This is a genomic window from Pigmentiphaga sp. CHJ604, assembly GCF_036972535.1.
Lineage (GTDB): Bacteria > Pseudomonadota > Gammaproteobacteria > Burkholderiales > Burkholderiaceae_B > Pigmentiphaga > Pigmentiphaga daeguensis.
The window spans coordinates 1581268-1599059 of sequence record NZ_CP136998.1 but is presented as its reverse complement, the minus strand read 5'-3'; the positions used below and the strand labels follow the sequence as shown (position 1 = coordinate 1599059).

Annotated in this window: 20 protein-coding genes; 13 read left to right on the top strand and 7 right to left on the bottom strand. The window is 69.0% G+C overall.

The window, feature by feature from the left end:
* Positions 1-22: 22 nt before the first annotated feature.
* The 3 genes from R4823_RS07650 to R4823_RS07640 all read right to left on the bottom strand — a co-directional run bounded on the left by R4823_RS07650 (position 23) and on the right by R4823_RS07640 (position 2445).
* Positions 23-1423: a hypothetical protein gene (locus tag R4823_RS07650; protein ID WP_338618153.1), complete on the bottom strand. Its 1401-nt coding sequence runs from the start codon at positions 1421-1423 to the stop codon at positions 23-25.
* Positions 1424-1432: 9 nt separating this feature from the next.
* On the bottom strand, positions 1433-1720 hold the full coding sequence (locus R4823_RS07645) for a hypothetical protein (protein ID WP_087839860.1): 288 nt from the start codon (positions 1718-1720) through the stop codon (positions 1433-1435).
* Between the two features lie 146 nt (positions 1721-1866).
* Positions 1867-2445 (bottom strand): YSC84-related protein, encoded by a 579-nt coding sequence (locus R4823_RS07640; RefSeq protein ID WP_087839861.1) that lies wholly within the window; start codon positions 2443-2445, stop codon positions 1867-1869.
* Between the two features lie 242 nt (positions 2446-2687).
* Between R4823_RS07640 and R4823_RS07635 the strand changes: the two genes are divergently transcribed.
* From R4823_RS07635 to R4823_RS07615, 5 genes are all read left to right on the top strand, one after another.
* Complete coding sequence (locus tag R4823_RS07635) at positions 2688-3500, top strand: alpha/beta hydrolase (RefSeq protein ID WP_087839862.1); 813 nt, start codon at positions 2688-2690, stop codon at positions 3498-3500.
* A 141-nt stretch (positions 3501-3641) separates the two neighbouring features.
* Complete coding sequence (locus R4823_RS07630; RefSeq protein WP_087839863.1) at positions 3642-4286, top strand: OmpA family protein; 645 nt, start codon at positions 3642-3644, stop codon at positions 4284-4286.
* A 99-nt stretch (positions 4287-4385) separates the two neighbouring features.
* Entirely contained in the window at positions 4386-4949 is a 564-nt protein-coding gene (locus R4823_RS07625; protein ID WP_087839864.1) for a GNAT family N-acetyltransferase, read from the top strand.
* A gap of 4 nt (positions 4950-4953) precedes the next feature.
* A complete protein-coding gene (locus R4823_RS07620; RefSeq protein WP_087839991.1) occupies positions 4954-5838 on the top strand; it encodes a DUF72 domain-containing protein in 885 nt (294 codons plus the stop codon).
* 20 nt (positions 5839-5858) lie between these two features.
* Positions 5859-6815 (top strand): LysR family transcriptional regulator, encoded by a 957-nt coding sequence (locus tag R4823_RS07615; protein WP_087839865.1) that lies wholly within the window; start codon positions 5859-5861, stop codon positions 6813-6815.
* A gap of 6 nt (positions 6816-6821) precedes the next feature.
* Here R4823_RS07615 and R4823_RS07610 read toward each other — a convergent pair whose 3' ends face one another.
* The 3 genes from R4823_RS07610 to R4823_RS07600 all read right to left on the bottom strand — a co-directional run bounded on the left by R4823_RS07610 (position 6822) and on the right by R4823_RS07600 (position 9607).
* Positions 6822-7913, bottom strand: a complete 1092-nt coding sequence (locus tag R4823_RS07610) for a CoA transferase (protein ID WP_087839866.1) — start codon at positions 7911-7913, stop codon at positions 6822-6824.
* 15 nt (positions 7914-7928) lie between these two features.
* Entirely contained in the window at positions 7929-8906 is a 978-nt protein-coding gene (locus tag R4823_RS07605; protein WP_087839867.1) for a tripartite tricarboxylate transporter substrate binding protein, read from the bottom strand.
* Positions 8907-9037: 131 nt separating this feature from the next.
* Positions 9038-9607, bottom strand: a complete 570-nt coding sequence (locus tag R4823_RS07600) for a DNA-3-methyladenine glycosylase (protein ID WP_087839868.1) — start codon at positions 9605-9607, stop codon at positions 9038-9040.
* A gap of 144 nt (positions 9608-9751) precedes the next feature.
* Between R4823_RS07600 and R4823_RS07595 the strand changes: the two genes are divergently transcribed.
* The gene (locus tag R4823_RS07595) at positions 9752-10729 is read left to right on the top strand and encodes a tripartite tricarboxylate transporter substrate binding protein (RefSeq protein WP_176400785.1); all 978 of its coding nucleotides are present in this window, start codon (positions 9752-9754) and stop codon (positions 10727-10729) included.
* Between the two features lie 9 nt (positions 10730-10738).
* Here the strand turns inward: R4823_RS07595 and R4823_RS07590 are convergent, their stop codons facing one another.
* A complete protein-coding gene (locus R4823_RS07590) occupies positions 10739-11638 on the bottom strand; it encodes a LysR family transcriptional regulator (RefSeq protein ID WP_087839870.1) in 900 nt (299 codons plus the stop codon).
* A gap of 123 nt (positions 11639-11761) precedes the next feature.
* Here R4823_RS07590 and R4823_RS07585 point away from each other — a divergent pair, with 123 nt between their 5' ends.
* From R4823_RS07585 to R4823_RS07555, 7 genes are all read left to right on the top strand, one after another.
* On the top strand, positions 11762-13024 hold the full coding sequence (locus R4823_RS07585; protein WP_087839871.1) for an alpha-hydroxy acid oxidase: 1263 nt from the start codon (positions 11762-11764) through the stop codon (positions 13022-13024).
* Between the two features lie 84 nt (positions 13025-13108).
* A complete protein-coding gene (locus R4823_RS07580; protein ID WP_087839872.1) occupies positions 13109-13495 on the top strand; it encodes a RidA family protein in 387 nt (128 codons plus the stop codon).
* Positions 13496-13540: 45 nt separating this feature from the next.
* Positions 13541-14425, top strand: a complete 885-nt coding sequence (locus R4823_RS07575) for a polysaccharide deacetylase family protein (protein ID WP_087839873.1) — start codon at positions 13541-13543, stop codon at positions 14423-14425.
* A 24-nt stretch (positions 14426-14449) separates the two neighbouring features.
* Entirely contained in the window at positions 14450-15442 is a 993-nt protein-coding gene (locus R4823_RS07570) for a tripartite tricarboxylate transporter substrate binding protein (protein WP_087839874.1), read from the top strand.
* Between the two features lie 16 nt (positions 15443-15458).
* Positions 15459-15935 (top strand): RidA family protein, encoded by a 477-nt coding sequence (locus R4823_RS07565; protein ID WP_087839875.1) that lies wholly within the window; start codon positions 15459-15461, stop codon positions 15933-15935.
* 25 nt (positions 15936-15960) lie between these two features.
* The gene (locus tag R4823_RS07560) at positions 15961-16929 is read left to right on the top strand and encodes a tripartite tricarboxylate transporter substrate binding protein (protein WP_087839876.1); all 969 of its coding nucleotides are present in this window, start codon (positions 15961-15963) and stop codon (positions 16927-16929) included.
* 9 nt (positions 16930-16938) lie between these two features.
* The gene (locus R4823_RS07555) at positions 16939-17712 is read left to right on the top strand and encodes an SDR family NAD(P)-dependent oxidoreductase (RefSeq protein ID WP_087839877.1); all 774 of its coding nucleotides are present in this window, start codon (positions 16939-16941) and stop codon (positions 17710-17712) included.
* Positions 17713-17792 lie beyond the last annotated feature (80 nt).

The window sequence follows — 17792 nt, the reverse complement described above, 5'->3', positions numbered from 1 at the left end:
CACTGGCGCTCCATGGGCCCGTTCATCGCGTCGCCCCCTGCCTGCGCCATGCCTGCTCGCGCTCCGCCGCCGCGACCGGACTCAGGCCGGCCTGCCAGTACGGCATGAACAGACTGGGTCGCTCCGAGCCCCCGTCGGCACGCCCGACGGGTCGTCGATAGTAGGTCGACGCGGCGCTGACCGCGGCCAGTCCGCCCGCCCCCAGCCCCGCTCCGGACGCCAGGCGGCCCGCTCCGCCTCGTGGCCCGGCGGCGTCCGTCGTCCTCATGGCCGCCGCATCGCGGGTGGCCCTTGCGGCAAAGCGAAGAATCGGTTCTCCGGCCTGCTTGCCGGCTAATCCGGCGAACGACGGCAGTCCTCGGCCCTGCCACAGCACGCCTTGCGACAACGCGAACGAATTGGCGAGCGGATTGGCCGCCCCATCCAGCAGGTTCCAATCGGTATGCCCGCTCACCCAGCGCCAGAAATCCTGGTCGGAGAAATCCTCGGGAGGTTCATCGACATGGGGCAGATCGTCGTCCGCCAACGAAGCATCGCTCCTGGCGCTGCCCCAGCCCATGGGGTATTCACGGTAGTAGCAGCCTATCCAGCGATTGGACCGCAGCGCATGGAAGGACAGCGTGTCGACCGACCGCCAGGCATCCAGCCCCATCAGCGAGGTCGCGCCCCGGCGCCGCAGCTCGTGCCGCAGCCAGGGGCATCGCCACTCCGTTGGCAACAAACTGCGACGGTCGTGATCGCGCGGCGACAGAAAGCCGTAGTGCGCGTTGGCCTCTTCCACCATTCCCCTGAGCCGGTTCCGCGCCGCGCCGCCATGCCGGACCAGGAAACCCGGCAGCGTATCGGCCAGCAGGGATGCGTCCAGATGCGTGGCGCCATCGTCATAGTGGGCGGCCAGCACGGCGCGCATGGTCCGCATGCGGGTGTCGGCCAACGATTGCTGGACGGCCGCCTGCGCCCGCACCAGGACATCGTGCACGACGCGATCGTGTTCGGCGAAGGCGCGGGCCAGCGCGCCGTCTCCCCAGTCGGCGGCGCTGCCTGCTCCGGCGGCGCCCGCGGCGCTCCGGTAGGCCCGGCCATGCGCGGCGCCGAACAGGCCGCCGATCAGGCTGGCGGGCGGATTGGAAGACGCCAGCCGGCGCGCCTGCGTATCGCCGAATCTGGCCCACGAGGCCAGCGTGATGGCATGCGCCATGCCCACCTGGTGGGCCACCAGCGCGCGATTGGCATAGGCAAGGAAATTCAGGCTCCGGGCCTGTGCCAGCGCGCCGCTATAGGCCGCCGCATCCAGCGCGCGCGTCAACCGGACCTTCTCGCGCAGCAGCTGCCCGCCGTTGAAGAGCTGCACCAACCCGGCGGCCGCCGCGGCGAGCAGCGCCACCGCCAGCACCAACGCCTGTCCGGCCTGCGAGCGATCCACGGCGCGCATCTAGTTCGCGCCCGCCTGCGCGGCGTTGCCGGTGAAGGACTTGAGCGAACGGGCGGAGGTCTGGGACCGGGCACCCTTGGCCGCGGTCTGCGCCGCCCGCGATTCGGTCGAGCCGTCCTCGCCCGCGAGTTCGCGGGCCATCGCGGCCGTCTGGGAACGGACCACCTGCCCGAACAGCTGGTAGACGGCGATCGCGGCCACGGCCACGAGCGCGACGATGATGACGTACTCCACCATGGACTGGCCGCGCTGCCGACGCCGCCGGGCGGAGAAAACAGGAAGAGACATGGGCGGGACTCCACCCCCGCGCGCCGGGCGCCGTGCCCAACCGTCCGCGGAGGTGCCGCCAGTTTCCGGGAACCGCCCCGCACCGGCAATGCGAGGATCCCGCGACGGACAGGAAGGTCATCCCCATCCGCCGGCGGCCGGTCCCGCTACAGATTGAGCTTGGAGATCTTGGTGCCTTCCACCGTCAGGCCGGCCATCAGGCCGGCGTTGGTCAGCGCGAAGGCCACGACCGGAGCCCGGGCGGTATTGGTGTCGACCGCGGCGTTGACACCCGCCTTGACCACCGCCACCGATCCGTCCACGCCGGCGGTCCAGCCGTTGCTGGACTTGAAGCGGTCGAGTTCGGCCTGGTTCATGAACATGAACACCAGCGCCTTGGACTGCGCCCCGGCCTGGAAGCCGAACGAGCCGCTGGCGGTGCTGTAGTAGCCGGTGGTGCGTCCGCCTTCGCGCAGCGCGCCTTCACCGTACTCGCCGCCGACGATGAAGCCGGCATTGATCACGCTGGGGAAGACCAGGATGCCGCGGGCCTTGTTGCCCAGTTCGCGGGAACCGTCGACCGTGGAATACAGGCGGTTCAGCGTTTCGTTGACCCCGGAATCGATCCGGCTGCGCTTGGCGGCGGGCGAGCTGTCGCCGCCCTTGTTGGGGTCGGTCGTGGTGCAACCCGCGGCGACCAGCAGGCCGGCGGTAGCGGTGGCGTAGAGGAACTGACGACGTTTCATGCTCTCTCTCCTTGAGTGAGCTTGCCCGCAAGCAGCTTCCGGAGGAAGGGTCGAGGCCCGCCGCGGCAAGCACAGCCATTCTGCCGGATATACGTCAAAACGGCGAATGCAAACGTAACCCGGCTGTTGCATCCGGCCGTCGCCCCGCATGCGCGCCGCGAAAAGCACGGAAAGCCGCCAAGTGTGCGAAGATCGGGGCATATCGACCAAAACAGGACGTCCGCCTCCAAGCGAGCCCGCCCATGTCCGGATTCGACATTCAAGACCTGGAGTTCCCCGCCTTCGACGGCCAGGCCCTGCCGGGGCGGCTGTACCGGCCCCGCTGCGATGCCGCCGTCCCCCTGCTGGTCGACGTGCACGGAGGCGCCTGGATCCGGGGCAACCGGCTGAACAATGCCTCCATGCACGAGGCGCTGGCGGACGAGGGCATTGCCACGTTCGCACTGGATTTCCGCATGCCGCCGCAGGCCGAAGCGGCCACCACCTTCGCCGACGTCCACGCCGGCCTGGCCTGGGCCCGCCGGCACGCGAACCGGCTGGGCAGCCGTCCCGAATGGGTGGGCGGCCTGGGTACGTCCAGCGGCGGCCACCTGCTGATGCTGAACGCCTTGCTGGGGGGCGCCCCTGGCGCGGCGGCGGATCCGGCGCCGCTGGTCCGCTTTGCGGTGGCCTGCTGGCCGATCCTGGATCCGCTGGCACGCTACCGGATGGCCCGCGAACGCCGGCTCGCGCCACTGCTGGACGCGCACCACGCCTTCTGGCAGGACGAGGCCGCCATGGAACGGGACAACCCCCAGTTGATCGTGGAACGCGGGGAAGCCCGCCACCTGCCGCCCGTGCTGCTAATACAGGGCACGGACGATGCCAACGTCGACCACTTCCGCGCCGATGCCTTCGGCGAGCAATACCGGCGGGCCGGCGGCGCGATCGACGTGCTGAAGTACGACGACGAGGCCCATATGTTCATCACCGTCGAACCGGGCTCGCCCGCCTCGCTGCACGCGATGGACCGCATCCGGCAGTTCGTGCGCAACCAGTGCCGCGCCGCCGGCTGAGCGCCGCGGCAAGAATGCAAACCATCCTCAAAACGTACAAAATGTTGCGATTCCCGGTCATATGGAAGGGCTAACATCAGCCTGCTAAAGCGTCGCGAATACGTAACGGCGCTTTTGCCCAGTCCACTCCAGGAGGTCAACATGAAAACCAACACCCTCTCCAAAATTGCCCTGGTCGCGGCGCTTGGCGTCTTCGTCGCCGGTTGCGCCAACCAGCAGCAGACCAACACGGCCATCGGCGCCGGCGGCGGAGCCGCCCTGGGAGCCGGGCTGGGCGCTCTGCTGGGCAACTCCAAGGGCGCGGCCATCGGCGCCGGCCTGGGGGCCGTGGCGGGCGGGCTGGTCGGCTACAACTGGAAAACCGTCAAGCAGGACGTCGAGAAGTCCGGCTCCAAAGACCTGGGCATCGACATGACCGAGCAGAACGATGGTTCGCTGAAGGTCAACGTGCCCAGCAGCGTCTCGTTCGACACCGGCAGCTACGCGCTCAAGCCGGCGCTGCTGCCCGTGCTGGACAGCGTCGCCAAGACATTGAACGAGCATCCCGAACTGCGCGCCAAGGCCGTCGGCCATACCGACAACACCGGCCAGATGTCGCTCAACCAGACCCTGTCGCAGAACCGCGCGCAGGCGGTGGTCAACTACCTGACCAGCAAGGGCGTCTCGCCCGCGCGCCTGACCACCGAAGGCCGCGGCCCCAACGACCCGATCGCCAGCAACGATACGGTGGAAGGCCGCGCCGCCAACCGCCGCACCGAGATCTACCTGTACGCCACCAAGAACTGACCGGCGACTTCGCCGCCCTCCGATGGGGGGCGGCGGCGTTCTTGGGTAAAGTAATGGCTTGCGCCCGGCCGCGGCCGGGCTCCAGGAACGTTCATCGCCATGTCCAGCACCTCCGCACTCCTGTCCCCCTCGCCCACGCTCGTCATCCGCGACGCCTGCGACGCCGACCTGGTCGCCATCCAGGCCATCTACGCCTTCCATGTCCTGAACGGCATCGCCAGCTTCGAGGAAGTTCCGCCCACCGTGGAAGACATGCGCGCCCGCCGCGCCGCCGTGCTCGAGCTTGGCCTGCCCTACCTGGTGGCCGAGCAGGACGGCACGATCGTCGGCTACAGCTATGCCGGCAGCTACCGCGCGCGGCCGGCCTACCGCCACACCATAGAAAACTCCGTCTACGTCGCCGACGGCACAGGCGGGCGCGGAATCGGCGTGGCCTTGATGCGGGCCCTGATCGCGCGCTGCCAGGAAGGGCCTTGGCGCCAGATGGTGGCCGTCATCGGCGACAGCGGCAACGCGGCCTCCATCGCCCTGCACCGCAAGGTCGGGTTCGAACACGCCGGCGTGCTGCGCAGCGTGGGCTTCAAGCACGGCCGCTGGGTCGATACCGTCATGATGCAGTTGCCGCTGGGCCAGGGTGACCGCAGCCTTCCCGGCGGTCCATGACACCATGGGCGACATGCGCGTGGGCATCTCCGGCTGGCGCTACCCTCCCTGGCGAGGAGTGTTCTATCCGGACGACCTGCCGCAGCGGCTGGAACTGGCCTACGCGTCGCGCGAATTCTCGACCATAGAACTGAACGGTTCGTTCTATTCGCTGCAGACGCCCGAGCGCTACGCCCGCTGGCATGCCGACACGCCCAAGGGCTTCCTTTTCAGCGTGAAGGGACCGCGCTACATGACCCACATCCTGCGGCTTCGCGAAATCGATCGGCCGCTGGCCAACTTCCTGGCGTCGGGGCTTTTCGAACTCAAGGACAAGCTGGGCCCCATTCTGTGGCAGTTCCCGCCCAGCCTGCGGTTCGACCCGGCGTTGTTCGAAACCTTCTTCAAGGCCCTGCCGCACGATACCGATCACGCCCGCGCGCTGGCGGCCCGGCACGAGACGCGCATGCAGGGCCGCGCCAGCCTGGCTGCCCAGCCCGGCCTGCCCTTGCGTCACGCGATCGAGATCCGGCACGACAGTTTCGTCGATCCGGCGTTCACCGACATGCTGCGGCATTACGGCATGGCCCTGGTGGTGGCTGACACCGCCGGCAAATGGCCCTACTACGAAGACGTCACCGCCGATTTCGTCTACATCCGCCTGCACGGCGACCAGGAGCTGTACGTCAGCGGCTACACCGACGCGGCGCTGGATGGCTGGGCCCGGCGCATCCGGGCCTGGGCACGCGGCGGCGAACCACGCGACGCCCGCCGCATGGGCGGCAAGGCGCCGCGCCGCGCCGCCGGGCGCCATGTGTTCTGCTACTTCGACAATGACGCGAAGGTGGAAGCGCCTCGCAATGCCAAGACGCTGATGAGCAACCTGGGGCTGCCCATGCGGGCGTCCTAGGTTTTCCGCGAGACGCCGACGTGAACATCGACAGCAGACGCAACCGCAGCGACCAGTTGCGCATCAAGCACCTGCGCCTGCTGGAGCTGGTGGCCGAGCACCATTCGCTGGCCGCGGTAGCGCAGGCCCTGCACCTGAGCCAGCCCACCGTGACCAGCATGGTGCAGACGCTGGAGGAGGTCTTCGGCACCACGCTGATCGAACGCAACGCACGCGGGGGCAGCCTGACCGACGCCGGCAATCTCGCGCTGAGGCAGTTGCGCATCGCGCTGGCATCGTTCGACACGGCGCTGGAAAGCGTGGTGCGGGGCAGCACGCCGCTGGTGCGCGTCGGCGTCCTGCCGCTGCTCGACGCCTGGCTGCTGCCGCAGGCCATGGCCCGGATGGAATCCACCGGCACCCTGCCCCGCATCGCCATCACGCATGGCGGCATCAACGTGCTGTACGGCGGCCTGGACCGGAGCGAGATCGATTGCGCGATCTGCCACCTGGACGAGTTGCCCGTGCAGGGCGGCCGCCTGACCGACCTGCACATCGAACCGCTGCACGAGGAAAGCCGGCTGTTCGCCTGCGCGACGGACCATCCGCTCGCGCGGCATGCCTCGCTGCGGCTGAGCGATCTCGCCAACCAGGAATGGATCGTCCCGCCCAAGGCGTCCCAGGCCCGACGGGTGCTCGAGCGCGTGTTCCTGGGCGCCGGCCTGGTCCCGCCGGAACCTCGCATCGAGTCCTTCCCGTATCACACGAACCTGGAGGTCGTGGCGGCCACCCGCATGCTGACCTTCGCGCCGTCGTCGCCGGTCCGCCACTATGCCGGGATGGGCCGCGTGCACATACTGCCCGTCGCCGACGACATCCCGGTCAGCCGGCTGGCGTTCCTGGCGCGCCAACCCGTGATGCAGCTACCCGGGGTCGAACCGCTGCGGCAGGCCGTGGTCTGGGCGGCCCGGCAGATGGCCGCCGCGCGGGCGGCCTGACCCGGCTCAGGCCCAGGCGCGAAAGCCCAGCCCCGGCACCGTCGCGCTGTCCTCGCCATCCTTGAGCACCACCGGCTCCAGCGCACCGCTGGCGACGGCGTCGGCCGCGAACTCCGCCACCGACCGGACCTTGGACGCCGGCACGCCGGCCTGGGCCAGCCGCTGTTCGAGCTGCGCCGCCTCCCATTCTTCCATCCGCTCCCGCAGCCGCGCCTTGAGCAACACGGGGTCCTTCGCCCTCAGGAAAGACACCTGCTCGCCCGGCCCGGACGACACGTCGAACAAGGCAGGATCGGTGGCCAGCTCTTGCAGCCCCAGCACCTCCAGCAGGCGGGCGAACTGCGCGGGCGTATTGGCCCCCAGCGCGATCCAGCCGTCGCGCGTGCGGAAGAAGTCGGCGGCGGGGCTGCCCGAATAGCCCTGGTTGCCGACACGGCGGGGCGACACGCCCTTGGTCAGGGCCTCGACGGCACAGCTGTACATCAGTTGCATGGACGCCGCCGCCATGGACACATCGAGCAGGATGCTGCGGCCGTCGCGGTTGCGCTGGTGCAGGGCGCTCACGATGGCCAGCGCACCCAGCATGCCCGTGGCCGCGTCGACCACCGGGAAACCGGTCTTGATCGGGTCGTCGCCTTCCATGCCTCCCATCATCGCCATGCCGGTCATCGCCTGCACGACGTGGTCGTAGGCCGGCCGGTCGGCCCAGGGCCCGGTCCGGCCGAACCCGGAGATCGAGCAATAGACGACGCGCGGGTTGACCGCCCGGATCGCTTCGTAGCCCAATCCGTGCCGCTCCAGCGATCCGGGGCGGAAGTTGTCCACGAACACGTCGGTCTCGCGCGCCATCTCCAGGACCTGGGCGCGTCCTTGCTCGGTGCGGAAATCCAGCGATACACAGCGCTTGCCGCCATTGAGCGACAGGAAGGCCGACGGCCCCCGCTCGGACCGGCGCAGCACGTCGCCGCCGGCGGGTTTCTCGATCTTGACGACGTCGGCGCCCATCCGGGCAAGGTAGAAGGTCGCCAGGGGGCCGGCGATGACGTGCGAGAAATCCAGCACGCGCACGCCCGCCAGCGGCAGGAAATCTTGGTTCATAGAATGGCCATGCGCCTAGAATTGAACGATCTTGGAAGCGCGCACGATGCGCGAGAACTTGGCGGTTTCCTTCGCCAGGAAGTCGGCGAAATCGTCCGCGGTCGGCGACAGCTCCACCGGCGATCCGTTCTTGTCGAAGAACGCGTTCAGGTCGCCGCGCTTGAAGGTCTCGTGGATCGCGCGGTTCAACTTGGCCACGATGTCCGCGGGCATGCCCGCCGGCCCCCAGACGCCGTTCCACGATTCGATCACCGTGTCGTCGTTGCCCAGCGCCTCCTTCAGCGTCGGCACCTCGGGAAGAATGGGCAGGCGCCTGGCCGAGGTCACGCCCAGCACCCGCACGGCGCCCGATTCGATCTGCGGCAGCGCCGCCGTCACGACCGGAAAGCAGAACTGCGTCTGGCCGCCCAGCAGCGAAGGCACGAGATCCACCGAGCCGCGATAAGGCACGTGGACCACGTCGATGCCGGTGGCCGTGGCCAGCGCGGCGCCCGCCAGGTGCGAGCCCGTGCCCACGCCGCCCGAGGCGAAGTTCAGCTTGCCCGGGGACTGGCGGGCGGCCGCCAGGATGTCCTGGATCGATCGATAGGGCGACGTCCCCGCCACCGCCAGCACGAAGGGATTCATGTTGATCAGCGACACGGGCGCCAGGTTCTTCAGCACGTCCACGCCCACGGCGGGATTGATCAGCTTGTTGGTGATCATGGGCGAGCCGCCGAACAGCAGCGTGTAGCCGTCCGCCTTGGCCTGCGAGACCGACACCGCGCCCAGCGTGCCGCCCGCGCCCACCTTGTTCTCGACGAATACGCTCTGCCCCACCTGGCTGCCCAGCGCCTCGGCGAATTTCCGCGCCAGCAGGTCGACGCCGCCGCCGGCGGCATAGGGCACCACGAGGCGGATCGGGCGGTCGGGGTAGGTATCGGCCGGGGCGGCCTGGCTTGCTGCCGGCACGAGGCAGCAAGCCAGTGCCGCGGCAAGAATGCGTGCGCGCATGGCGGGTCTCCTGTCATGGGTATGGGCATGAATGCCGAGTGACCGCGATTGTGGCCGCGCCCGCCCCCCGCAACAATTCGAAAATCGGGAACCCGCCTTCGGCTTTTTCTATGGGCCGCGGCGCGCGGCGCTCAGCGCCGCGGGAAGGGCTTGCTCAGGAAGCGCGAACCGGCCATCCCGAAACGCCACGGCACGTCCAGCGCCTTCGAGATACCGATGCGCGGACCGGTGGCGATGTCCGGCTCGCCCTCGCGCGCCACCAGTTCGAAGGGCGGGCGATCGAGCCGCATGCCGTCGAAGCTGCGATCGATGCCCAGGGCCTGGCCCACGCGCCCCGGTCCCGAGCACAGCAGCCGCGGATCGTCCACCCCGCGTCTTGCGCGCATGATGTCCAGGCCATGGGTCGGCTCCAGCGCGCGGATCAGCACCCCGGCGCCGTGGCCGGATTCGCGGCAGACCAGGTTCAGGCACCAGTGGATGCCGTAAGACCGGTAGACGTAGGCCCTGCCGGGTTCGCCGAACATCGAGGCATTGCGCGGCGTGGGCCCCGAGAAGCTGTGCGAGGCGGGGTCCTCCCTGTCGTAGGCCTCGGCCTCCACGATGCGTCCGCCCACGCCGTCCACCAGCAGGGTCACGCCGATCAGCAGCGGACCGACTTCGGCCGACGGAGCATGGAAATCGATATGGGCAAGGTAAGGCATGGGGACATCCGTTCTCGCAGCGAGAACAGAGTGTATCCGCTGGGACGATTGCCGCCCGCCGCCGATCTCCCGATACTTTTGCCAACACCCGCGCGGCCCGGCACGAAGCGGGTCCACCTCCCCTTCCCGAGAGGATACGCACTCATGGATAGACGCCAGGCCCTACTGACGATGGCCGGCGCGGCGGGCTGCGCGCTGCTGCCCGCGGTGCCCGCCCACGCCCAGTCCTACCCCGCCCGCCCGGTGCGTTGGCTGGTGCCCTTCCCGCCTGGCGGCACCATGGACCAGGTCGTGCGCGCCGTCGCGCAGGGCATGCAGGGCCGGTTCGGCCAACCCCTGATCATCGAGAACAAGCCGGGGGCGGGCACGGTCATCGCCGTCGACCAGGTGGCGAAATCCGCTGCCGACGGCTACACCCTGGTCACGGTGGCCAACAGCTTCACCATCAACCCCTCGCTCTACGCCAAGCTGCCCTACGACACCGAACACGGCTTCGCGCCGGTCGCCCTGCTGGGCGCCACCGCGAACATTCTGGTGGGCCGGCCCGGACTCGAGCCCAAGACCCTGCCGCAATTGATCGCCTACGCCAGGCAACATCCGGGCAAGTTGTCCTATGCCTCGTTCGGCACGGGCACCTCCGCCCACCTGGCGGGCGAGATGCTCAAGCAGATGGCCGGCGTGGACATCCTGCACGTGCCCTACAAGGGCGGCGTGCCGGCCTTGACCGACATCCTGGGCGGACAGGTGGACCTGATGTTCAACAACCTGCCCGACATGCTGCCCTACCTGGCCAACGGCAAGCTGCGCGGCTACGGCGTCACGTCCAAGGCCCGCTCCGCGCTGGCCCCCGACCTGCCCACCATCGCTGAACAGGGCTACCCGGATTTCGAGACCAACTCCTGGTACGGCGTGCTGGCCCCGGCCGGCACGCCGGCCGCGGTGGTCGCCTACCTGAACCAGGCGATCAACGCCTCGCTGGAAGCGGCCGCCACGCGGGCCACGCTGGGCGGCATGGGCTTCGACGTCGCCCCCGGGGCCCCGTCGCAACTGGGCGCACTGATCGCGAAGGACCTCAAGCTGAACGCGAAGCTGGTGCGCGACGCCAACATCAGGCTCGACTAGGGCCTGTTCCTACAGCAGCCGGTTCCGTGCCGAGAAGTCGATGGCCTGGCGGGCGATGGCCAGCATGCCGGGCACCACCGGCCGCGTATCGTCCCGCCGCCAGCGGAACGAATAGGGCAAGGGCCCCAGCGCGGGCGAGCTCTTGAGCACCCGTATGCGGCCGCGCCTGGCCAGCTCGGCGGCCCAGGCGGCGGGCAGCATCCCCACGCCCACCCCTTCGCTGACCAAGCCGGCGATGGCCCCCCAGTTGTTGCAGATCAGGCGCTGGCGGACATCCAGTCCGCTGTCGTTCAACCAGTCGTCCAGCAACCTCGTGGTGCCGGCGCCCAGCGCCAGCGTGATCAGGGGATGGGCGTCCAGCAGGCGATCGCTCATCGCGCTTGCCGCGGGCTCGGTATCCGAGGCGATCACCCACGAGAAACGGGCCTCTCCTATGCGTTCGGAACAGATGTCCGGGCGGGGCGAGCGACCGGCGATCACGGCGCAGTCGAGCTGGCCGCTTTCCAGTCCGTGCTCCAGGGCCGCGCCCACCTCCACCATGGGCTCGACCACGAGGTCGGGATGCTCGCGCCGCGCCAGCTTCAGCAGCCGGGGCAGCCAGGTCAGCGCCGTCAGCTCGCCCACGCCTATGCGGCACCGGCCGGTCAAGCCGGTATCCACCGCCACGCAGCGCCGCACGGCTTCGGCCTCCTGCAACAGGTTCCATGCCCGGGGAACCAGTCTGCGCCCCGCCTCGCTCAGCTCCGCCCTGTGGCCGGAACGGTCGAACAGGCCCACGCCCAGCGACTGTTCGAGTTCGTTGATGCGCTTGGACAGCGAGGAGATGGACAGGTGCAGGCGCTCCGCCGCGATGGCGAAGCTGGCGCAGGTAGCCGCCCAGTAGAAGGCCTCGAGTTGCTTGAGCGTCATGGCGTGGCGGGCGGACCTATTTTCCAAAAAGCGAAATAGCTTATTGGGATTTTATCGCTTTCTTCATACAAGCAGGGTCCGTAGAGTGGCGTTCGACTGGAACTACCGCACGCCGCGATCCCGATGAGCGCCAACGCCGACCCCACGCCTACGTCCCTGCCTTTGGGCACAGCTCCGGCCCAGCCGTCCTCCCGGCCGGCCGGGCTGGACGAGCCGCGCATCCTGCGCGAGGCCCTGTGCCTGGACGACTTCGAGGATCTGGCCCGGCGGCGCCTGCCCCGTCCCATCTTCGGCTACGTCGCCGGCGCCGCCGAGCGCAACAGTTCGCTGCGCGACAACGCCTCGGCCTTCGCCGAATACGGCTTCGTTCCCCGCACCCTGGTCGACGTGTCCCGGCGCAGCCAGTCGATCACGCTGTTCGGCACGCGCTACGCGCGCCCCTTCGGCATCGCCCCCATGGGCATCAATGCGCTGTCCGCCTACCGGGGCGACATCGTGCTGGCCGCCGGCGCGGCCGAGGCGGACATGCCGTCGATCATGAGCGGCAGTTCGCTGATCCCGCTCGAAGACGTCGCCCCGCATGCGCCCGGCACCTGGTTCCAGGCCTACCTGCCCGGCGATGCCGCGCGCATCGATCCACTGATCGACCGCGTGGCGCAGGCCGGCTACCGCACCCTGGTGCTGACCGTGGACATCCCCGTCATGGCCAATCGCGAGAACAACCTGCGCACGGGTTTCTCCACGCCGCTGCGCCCCAGCCTGAGGCTGGCCTGGGACGGCGTGAGCCATCCGCGCTGGCTGTGCGGCACCTTCCTGCGCACGCTGGCCCGCCACGGCATGCCGCATTTCGAGAACTCGTTCGCCACGCGCGGCGCCCCCATCCTGTCCTCCCGCGTCATGCGCGACTTCACCGCGCGCGACCACCTGAACTGGGAACACGTGGCGCGCATCCGCCGGCGCTGGCAGGGGCACCTGGTGCTCAAGGGCATCCTGCATCCCGCCGATGCCGCGCGCGCCCGCGAACTGGGCGTGGACGGCGTCATCGTGTCCAACCACGGCGGCCGGCAACTGGACGGCGCGGTGTCGCCGCTGCGCGTCCTGCCCGCCATCGTCGAGGCGGCGGGCGGCCTGGCGGTCATGATGGACGGCGGCGTGCGCCGCGGCACCGACGTGCTCAAGGCGCTGGCGCTGGGTGCCCGCTGCGTGTTCGTCGGCCGCCCCTTCAACTACGCGATGGCGGTGGCGGGCGCTGCGGGCGTTCGCCATGCCGTCCGGCTGCTGGGCGACGAAGTGGACCGCGGCATGGCCATGCTGGGCGTCAACACGCTGGACGAACTGGATGCCGGCTTCCTCGCACCCGTGGGCGCAGGCCGCCGCGCCGCCTGAAGGACAACGACCACCTTTTCGCGGCGGGCCCCGCGCCCGCCGCCTCCTCCACCCCTGGATCCATCGAACACGGAGATCTCCGCCATGACCAAGACCGTCATCTACAGCCCCAACGTCACCCGCACCAAGGCGCCCCACGCCCACGCCGTGCGCACCGGCAACCTCGTCTTCGTGTCGGGCTGCCCCGCCTACTTCGGCGAAATGCAGCTGGCCAAGGGCGACTTTCCGGCACAGATGCGGCAATGCCTGACCAACCTGAAGAACATCCTGGAAGAAGCCGGCTCCAGCCTGGAAAAGGTGGTGAAGGTCAACATCTTCCTGGACCGCCGTGCCGACTTCGACGAGATGAACGAGATCTACCGCGAGTTCTTCGGCAACGACTCCATGCAATGGCCCGCCCGCACCACCGTCGAGGCCCGTCTGCCGCGCAAGGACTTCCTGCTCGAGATCGAATGCGTGGCTGAAGTCTGATCACCTTCCCGGCCGCCACCTCCCCGCCATCGCAAGGACCATCCCATGCCCGCACCCACCCTAGACGTCCATGCCGGAGGCCAGGAATACCTCCTGCCTCCCGATTTCCTCTGGCCCGGCGGCAAGCGCATCGCCGTGTTCTTCCGCGTCGCCTGCGAAGGGTGGTCGGACGGCGCCTGGCCCTCGCTGGGGCCGATGGGCAATCCGCTCAAGCCCGGCGTGCCGGACCTGAACGCGCTGGGGTGGGTGGAATACGGCATGCGCCGCGGCATTCATCGCATCCTGGACATCCTGGAACAGCATGACATCCGCAGCACGATGATCATCTGCGGCGTGCTGGCCGAGCGCTATCCCGACGTGGTGCGCCGCATCGCGGATGCAGGGCATGAGATCGTCGCCCATTCGTACGGCATGGACGTGATCCCCGCCTACCTGGACGAGGAACAGGAACGCGCCAACCTGGCGCGCACCACGGCGCTGTTCGAACAGGCCACCGGCCGCCGGCCGCAGGGCTGGATCAGCCCGCGCGCCACGCCCAGCCCGCGCACCGCCCGCCTGCTGGCCGAGGCCGGCTACCAATGGCACGGCGACACCATGAACGACGACCTGCCCTACCTGGTCCGCTTCGGCGACCGCGAGATCGCCGCGTTCCCAGGCGGCATGGAGTTGAACGACACGCCCATGTACATCCGCTACGGCAATTCGCCGCGGATGATGGTCGAGATGTTCGATGACTGGCTGGACTACGTACGCACCCGCGAGAAAGGCGCCGTGCGCATCGACCCGTCCATCCACGCCCACGTGTTCGGCCGCATCACCGGCATCCATGTGTTCGAACAACTGATCGAAAAGGCCAAGGCCGCGGACGACATCTGGATAGGCACGCGCCAGGAAGCCATCGCCCACGTGCGCGCCGCCATCAGGCGCTGATTCCCTTCCCACCCGGAGGTTTCCATGAGCACCAGCCACCCCCGCATCCGGCGCGCCCTGCTGGCCGCCACGCTGTCGACGCTGGCCTGCGCCGGCACGCCCGCCCTGGCGCAGGCGCCCTTTCCCGACCGGCCGCTGAAGCTGGTGATCGGCTTCGCGCCCGGCGGCTCGACCGACGTCGTGGGCCGGATGATCGCGCAGAAGATGTCCACCGAGCTCGGCAAGCCGGTGGTCGTCATCAATCGTCCCGGCGCCTCCGGCGCCATCGGCACCGCCGAAGTGGCGCGCGCCGAACCCGACGGCTATACGGTGCTGGTGAACATCGTGACCACGGCGGTCATCAACCCGCTGACACAGAAGAACCTGCAATACGATCCCATCAAGGACCTGCAACCGGTCGCCATGGTGGGCAAGCTGCCCAACGTGATCATCCTGAACAAGAACGTGCCCGCGCGCAATCTGCAGGAATTCATCGCCTGGGCCAAGGCCAATCCCGGCAAGGTGACCTTCGGCACGGGCGGCGCCGGCGGCGTGCAGCACCTGTCGGGCGAACTGCTGGCCAAGATGGCCGGCATCCAGATGACGCACGTGCCCTACAAGGGCGCCGCGCCGGCCATCCAGGACCTGCTGGCCGGCAACATCACCGCCGTGTTCGACAACGTGACCGGTCCGATCAGCCTGATCAAGGCGGGACAGGTCACGGCACTGGGGGTGACCACGGAAGAGCGTATCGCCGTGCTGCCCGACGTGCCGACCATCGCCGAGTCCGGCCTGCCCGCGTTCAAGAACTCGAGCTGGATCTCCATCTTCACCCGTGCCGGCGTCCCGCCCGCCGTGCTGGCCCGCCTGGAGTCGGCCGTGCTGGCCGCCGCCCGGGATCCGGAAACGGTGGCCAAGCTCAAGGAGCTCGGTGCCGTCCCCTCGCCCATGAACACCGCCGAACTCGACCGGTTCTGGCGCTCCGAATTCACCTATTGGCGCGACGCCATCAAGGCCGCCAACATCTCTCTCGAATGACAAGGAAGCAAGCACCATGTCCGCGATCGAAAACCGCCTGAAGGAACTGGGCATCACGCTGCCCGACGCGCCCGTCATCAAGGCAAACCCGGCCCTGGTCCCCGGCGTGGCCGCCGGCGGCCTGTTCTTCTGCCAGGGCACCCTGGGCCACACCAACGGCGACTTTCCCTACCTGGGCAAGGTCGGCGACAAGGTCACGGTGGAAGAGGCCTACCAGTCGGCCCGACTGTGCGCGATCAACCACCTGGCCCAGGCGAAGGCGGTGCTCAAGGACCTCGATCGCATCGTGCGGGTCGTGCAACTGGTGGTGTACGTGAACGGTGCGCCGGGCTTCGAGCGCGCACCCTATGTGTCCAACGGCGCGTCCGACCTGTTCGTCGAGGTGTTCGGCCCGGAACGCGCCGCCATGGCCCGCGCCAGCCTGAGCGTGCCGGACCTGATCTACACCGCGCCGGTCGAGACCTTGTGCACCTTCGAAATCACGCCGGCTTGACCGCCTCCACGCGACAGGATCCCTCATGAAATCCTCCCTACGCATCGCGGCCGCCGTTGGCCTGATGACGGCCGCGGCCTGCGCCGCCGCCCAGGACTACCCGGCCAAGCCCATCCGCCTGATCAGCGCGTGGACGCCCGGCGGCGCCAACGACATCCTGGCCCGCGCGCTGGGCCAGGCCATCTCCCAGCGCTTCGGTCAGCCCGTCGTGATCGAGAACCGCCCCGGCGCCTCGGGCACGATAGGCACCGCCCACGTTGCCCAGTCGCCCGCCGACGGCTACACGATCACGCTGGGCAGCATGCCTTCGTACTCCACCGCGCCCAGCATGTTCCCCGACCTGCGCTACGACCCCATCAAGGACCTGACGCCCATCGCCTTCGTGGCCATCGTCCCCAATGTGCTCGTCGTCAACCCGTCGCTGCCGGTCAAGTCCGTGCCCGAGCTGCTGGCCTACGCCAAGGCCAATCCGGGCAAGCTGGCGTTCTCGTCCGTCGGCAACGGTTCATCGTCCCACCTGGGCGGCGAACTGTTCAAGCTGATGGGCCACGTGGACATGACGCACGTGCCGTACAAGGGCACGGCGCCGGCGCTGGTCGACCTGGTGGGCGGCCGCGTGCAGCTGGCCTTCGAGAACATGCCGGCGCTGCTGCCCCTGATCAACGGCGGCCAGTTGCGCGCGCTCGCGGTCACGTCCCGCTCGCGCTCGGCCCTGCTGCCGCAGGTCCCGACCGTGGACGAGGCGGGATTGAAAGGCTACGAGATCGGCGCCTGGTACATGATGTTCGCGCCGGCCGGCACCCCGCGCAAGATCGTCGACAAGCTGAACGAGGCGGTCAACGCCGGGCTGCAGCAGCCGGACATCCGCCAGCGCCTGAAGGATCTCGGCGCCGAGATCGTCGGGGGCACGCCCGAACAGGCCGCGGACTTCCTGAAACGCGACCTGGCGCGCTGGACCGACGTCATCAAGCAGGCCCACATCGTCTTCAACTAGGACCCGCCCATGAACGCTTCCCTGTGGAACACCATGCGGCTGGACGGCCGCACCGCGCTGGTCACGGGCGCCGGCAAGGGCCTGGGCCGGGCCATCGCGATGGGACTGGCGCAGGCCGGCGCCAACGTGGCGCTGCTGGCACGCACGGCACGGGACGTCGAATCGGCCTGCGAGGAAATCCGCGCGACCGGCGCCCGCGCCCTGCCGCTGGCCGCCGACGCGACCGATTCCGCGCAGGTCGACCGCGCCGTCTCGGCCGTGCTCGAGGAATTCGGCACGCTGGACATCCTGGTGCACTCGGCCGGGGGCAGCCAGCGCAAACCCGTGCTGGAACTGGCCGACGATGAATGGAAGCGCCTGATCGGCGCCAACCTGGACTCGACCTTCTATGTCTGCCGCGCGGCGGGACGGGCCATGCACGCGCAAGGCCGCGGCTCCATCATCAACATCGCCTCGGCCGCCGGCCTGCGCGGCCGGCCCAACAACTCCCCCTACAGCGCGGCCAAGGCGGCCATGATCAACTTCTCGCGCGCGCTGGCCATGGAGTGGGCGCCGCAGGGCATCCGCGTCAACACCCTGGCGCCGGGGCGTTTCCTGACGCCACTGACTGAAGGGGAAATGAGCGATCCGGCCAAGCACGCCGCCTTTGTCAGGAACGTGCCGCTGGGCCGGATCGGGCGGCCCGAGGAATTGAAGGAGATCGTGGTCTGGCTGGCCTCCGACGCCTCGGCGTTCGTGACCGGTTCGACCATCGTGATCGATGGGGGGCAGACGCTGCTTTAGGTGGAATCGACGGTCGTGAATGGCAGGGATCAGGTTCTTGAACCGTCCTTGATCGGTGCGGTGGGGCGGCTCGCGTTGGG

Bases quoted from the DNA above. Each gene is read 5' to 3' on its own strand.
- R4823_RS07610 (WP_087839866.1), bottom strand. From the start codon at position 7,913: ATGAACCAAGATTTCCTGCCGCTGGCGGGCGTGCGCGTGCTGGATTTC.
- R4823_RS07640 (WP_087839861.1), bottom strand. From the start codon at position 2,445: ATGAAACGTCGTCAGTTCCTCTACGCCACCGCTACCGCCGGCCTGCTG.
- R4823_RS07605 (WP_087839867.1), bottom strand. From the start codon at position 8,906: ATGCGCGCACGCATTCTTGCCGCGGCACTGGCTTGCTGCCTCGTGCCG.
- R4823_RS07560 (WP_087839876.1), top strand. From the start codon at position 15,961: ATGAAATCCTCCCTACGCATCGCGGCCGCCGTTGGCCTGATGACGGCC.
- R4823_RS07555 (WP_087839877.1), top strand. From the start codon at position 16,939: ATGAACGCTTCCCTGTGGAACACCATGCGGCTGGACGGCCGCACCGCG.
- R4823_RS07645 (WP_087839860.1), bottom strand. From the start codon at position 1,720: ATGTCTCTTCCTGTTTTCTCCGCCCGGCGGCGTCGGCAGCGCGGCCAG.
- R4823_RS07600 (WP_087839868.1), bottom strand. From the start codon at position 9,607: ATGCCTTACCTTGCCCATATCGATTTCCATGCTCCGTCGGCCGAAGTC.
- R4823_RS07585 (WP_087839871.1), top strand. From the start codon at position 11,762: ATGAGCGCCAACGCCGACCCCACGCCTACGTCCCTGCCTTTGGGCACA.
- R4823_RS07620 (WP_087839991.1), top strand. From the start codon at position 4,954: ATGGGCGACATGCGCGTGGGCATCTCCGGCTGGCGCTACCCTCCCTGG.
- R4823_RS07635 (WP_087839862.1), top strand. From the start codon at position 2,688: ATGTCCGGATTCGACATTCAAGACCTGGAGTTCCCCGCCTTCGACGGC.
- R4823_RS07625 (WP_087839864.1), top strand. From the start codon at position 4,386: ATGTCCAGCACCTCCGCACTCCTGTCCCCCTCGCCCACGCTCGTCATC.
- R4823_RS07580 (WP_087839872.1), top strand. From the start codon at position 13,109: ATGACCAAGACCGTCATCTACAGCCCCAACGTCACCCGCACCAAGGCG.
- R4823_RS07565 (WP_087839875.1), top strand. From the start codon at position 15,459: ATGTCCGCGATCGAAAACCGCCTGAAGGAACTGGGCATCACGCTGCCC.
- R4823_RS07575 (WP_087839873.1), top strand. From the start codon at position 13,541: ATGCCCGCACCCACCCTAGACGTCCATGCCGGAGGCCAGGAATACCTC.
- R4823_RS07590 (WP_087839870.1), bottom strand. From the start codon at position 11,638: ATGACGCTCAAGCAACTCGAGGCCTTCTACTGGGCGGCTACCTGCGCC.
- R4823_RS07630 (WP_087839863.1), top strand. From the start codon at position 3,642: ATGAAAACCAACACCCTCTCCAAAATTGCCCTGGTCGCGGCGCTTGGC.
- R4823_RS07570 (WP_087839874.1), top strand. From the start codon at position 14,450: ATGAGCACCAGCCACCCCCGCATCCGGCGCGCCCTGCTGGCCGCCACG.
- R4823_RS07595 (WP_176400785.1), top strand. From the start codon at position 9,752: ATGGATAGACGCCAGGCCCTACTGACGATGGCCGGCGCGGCGGGCTGC.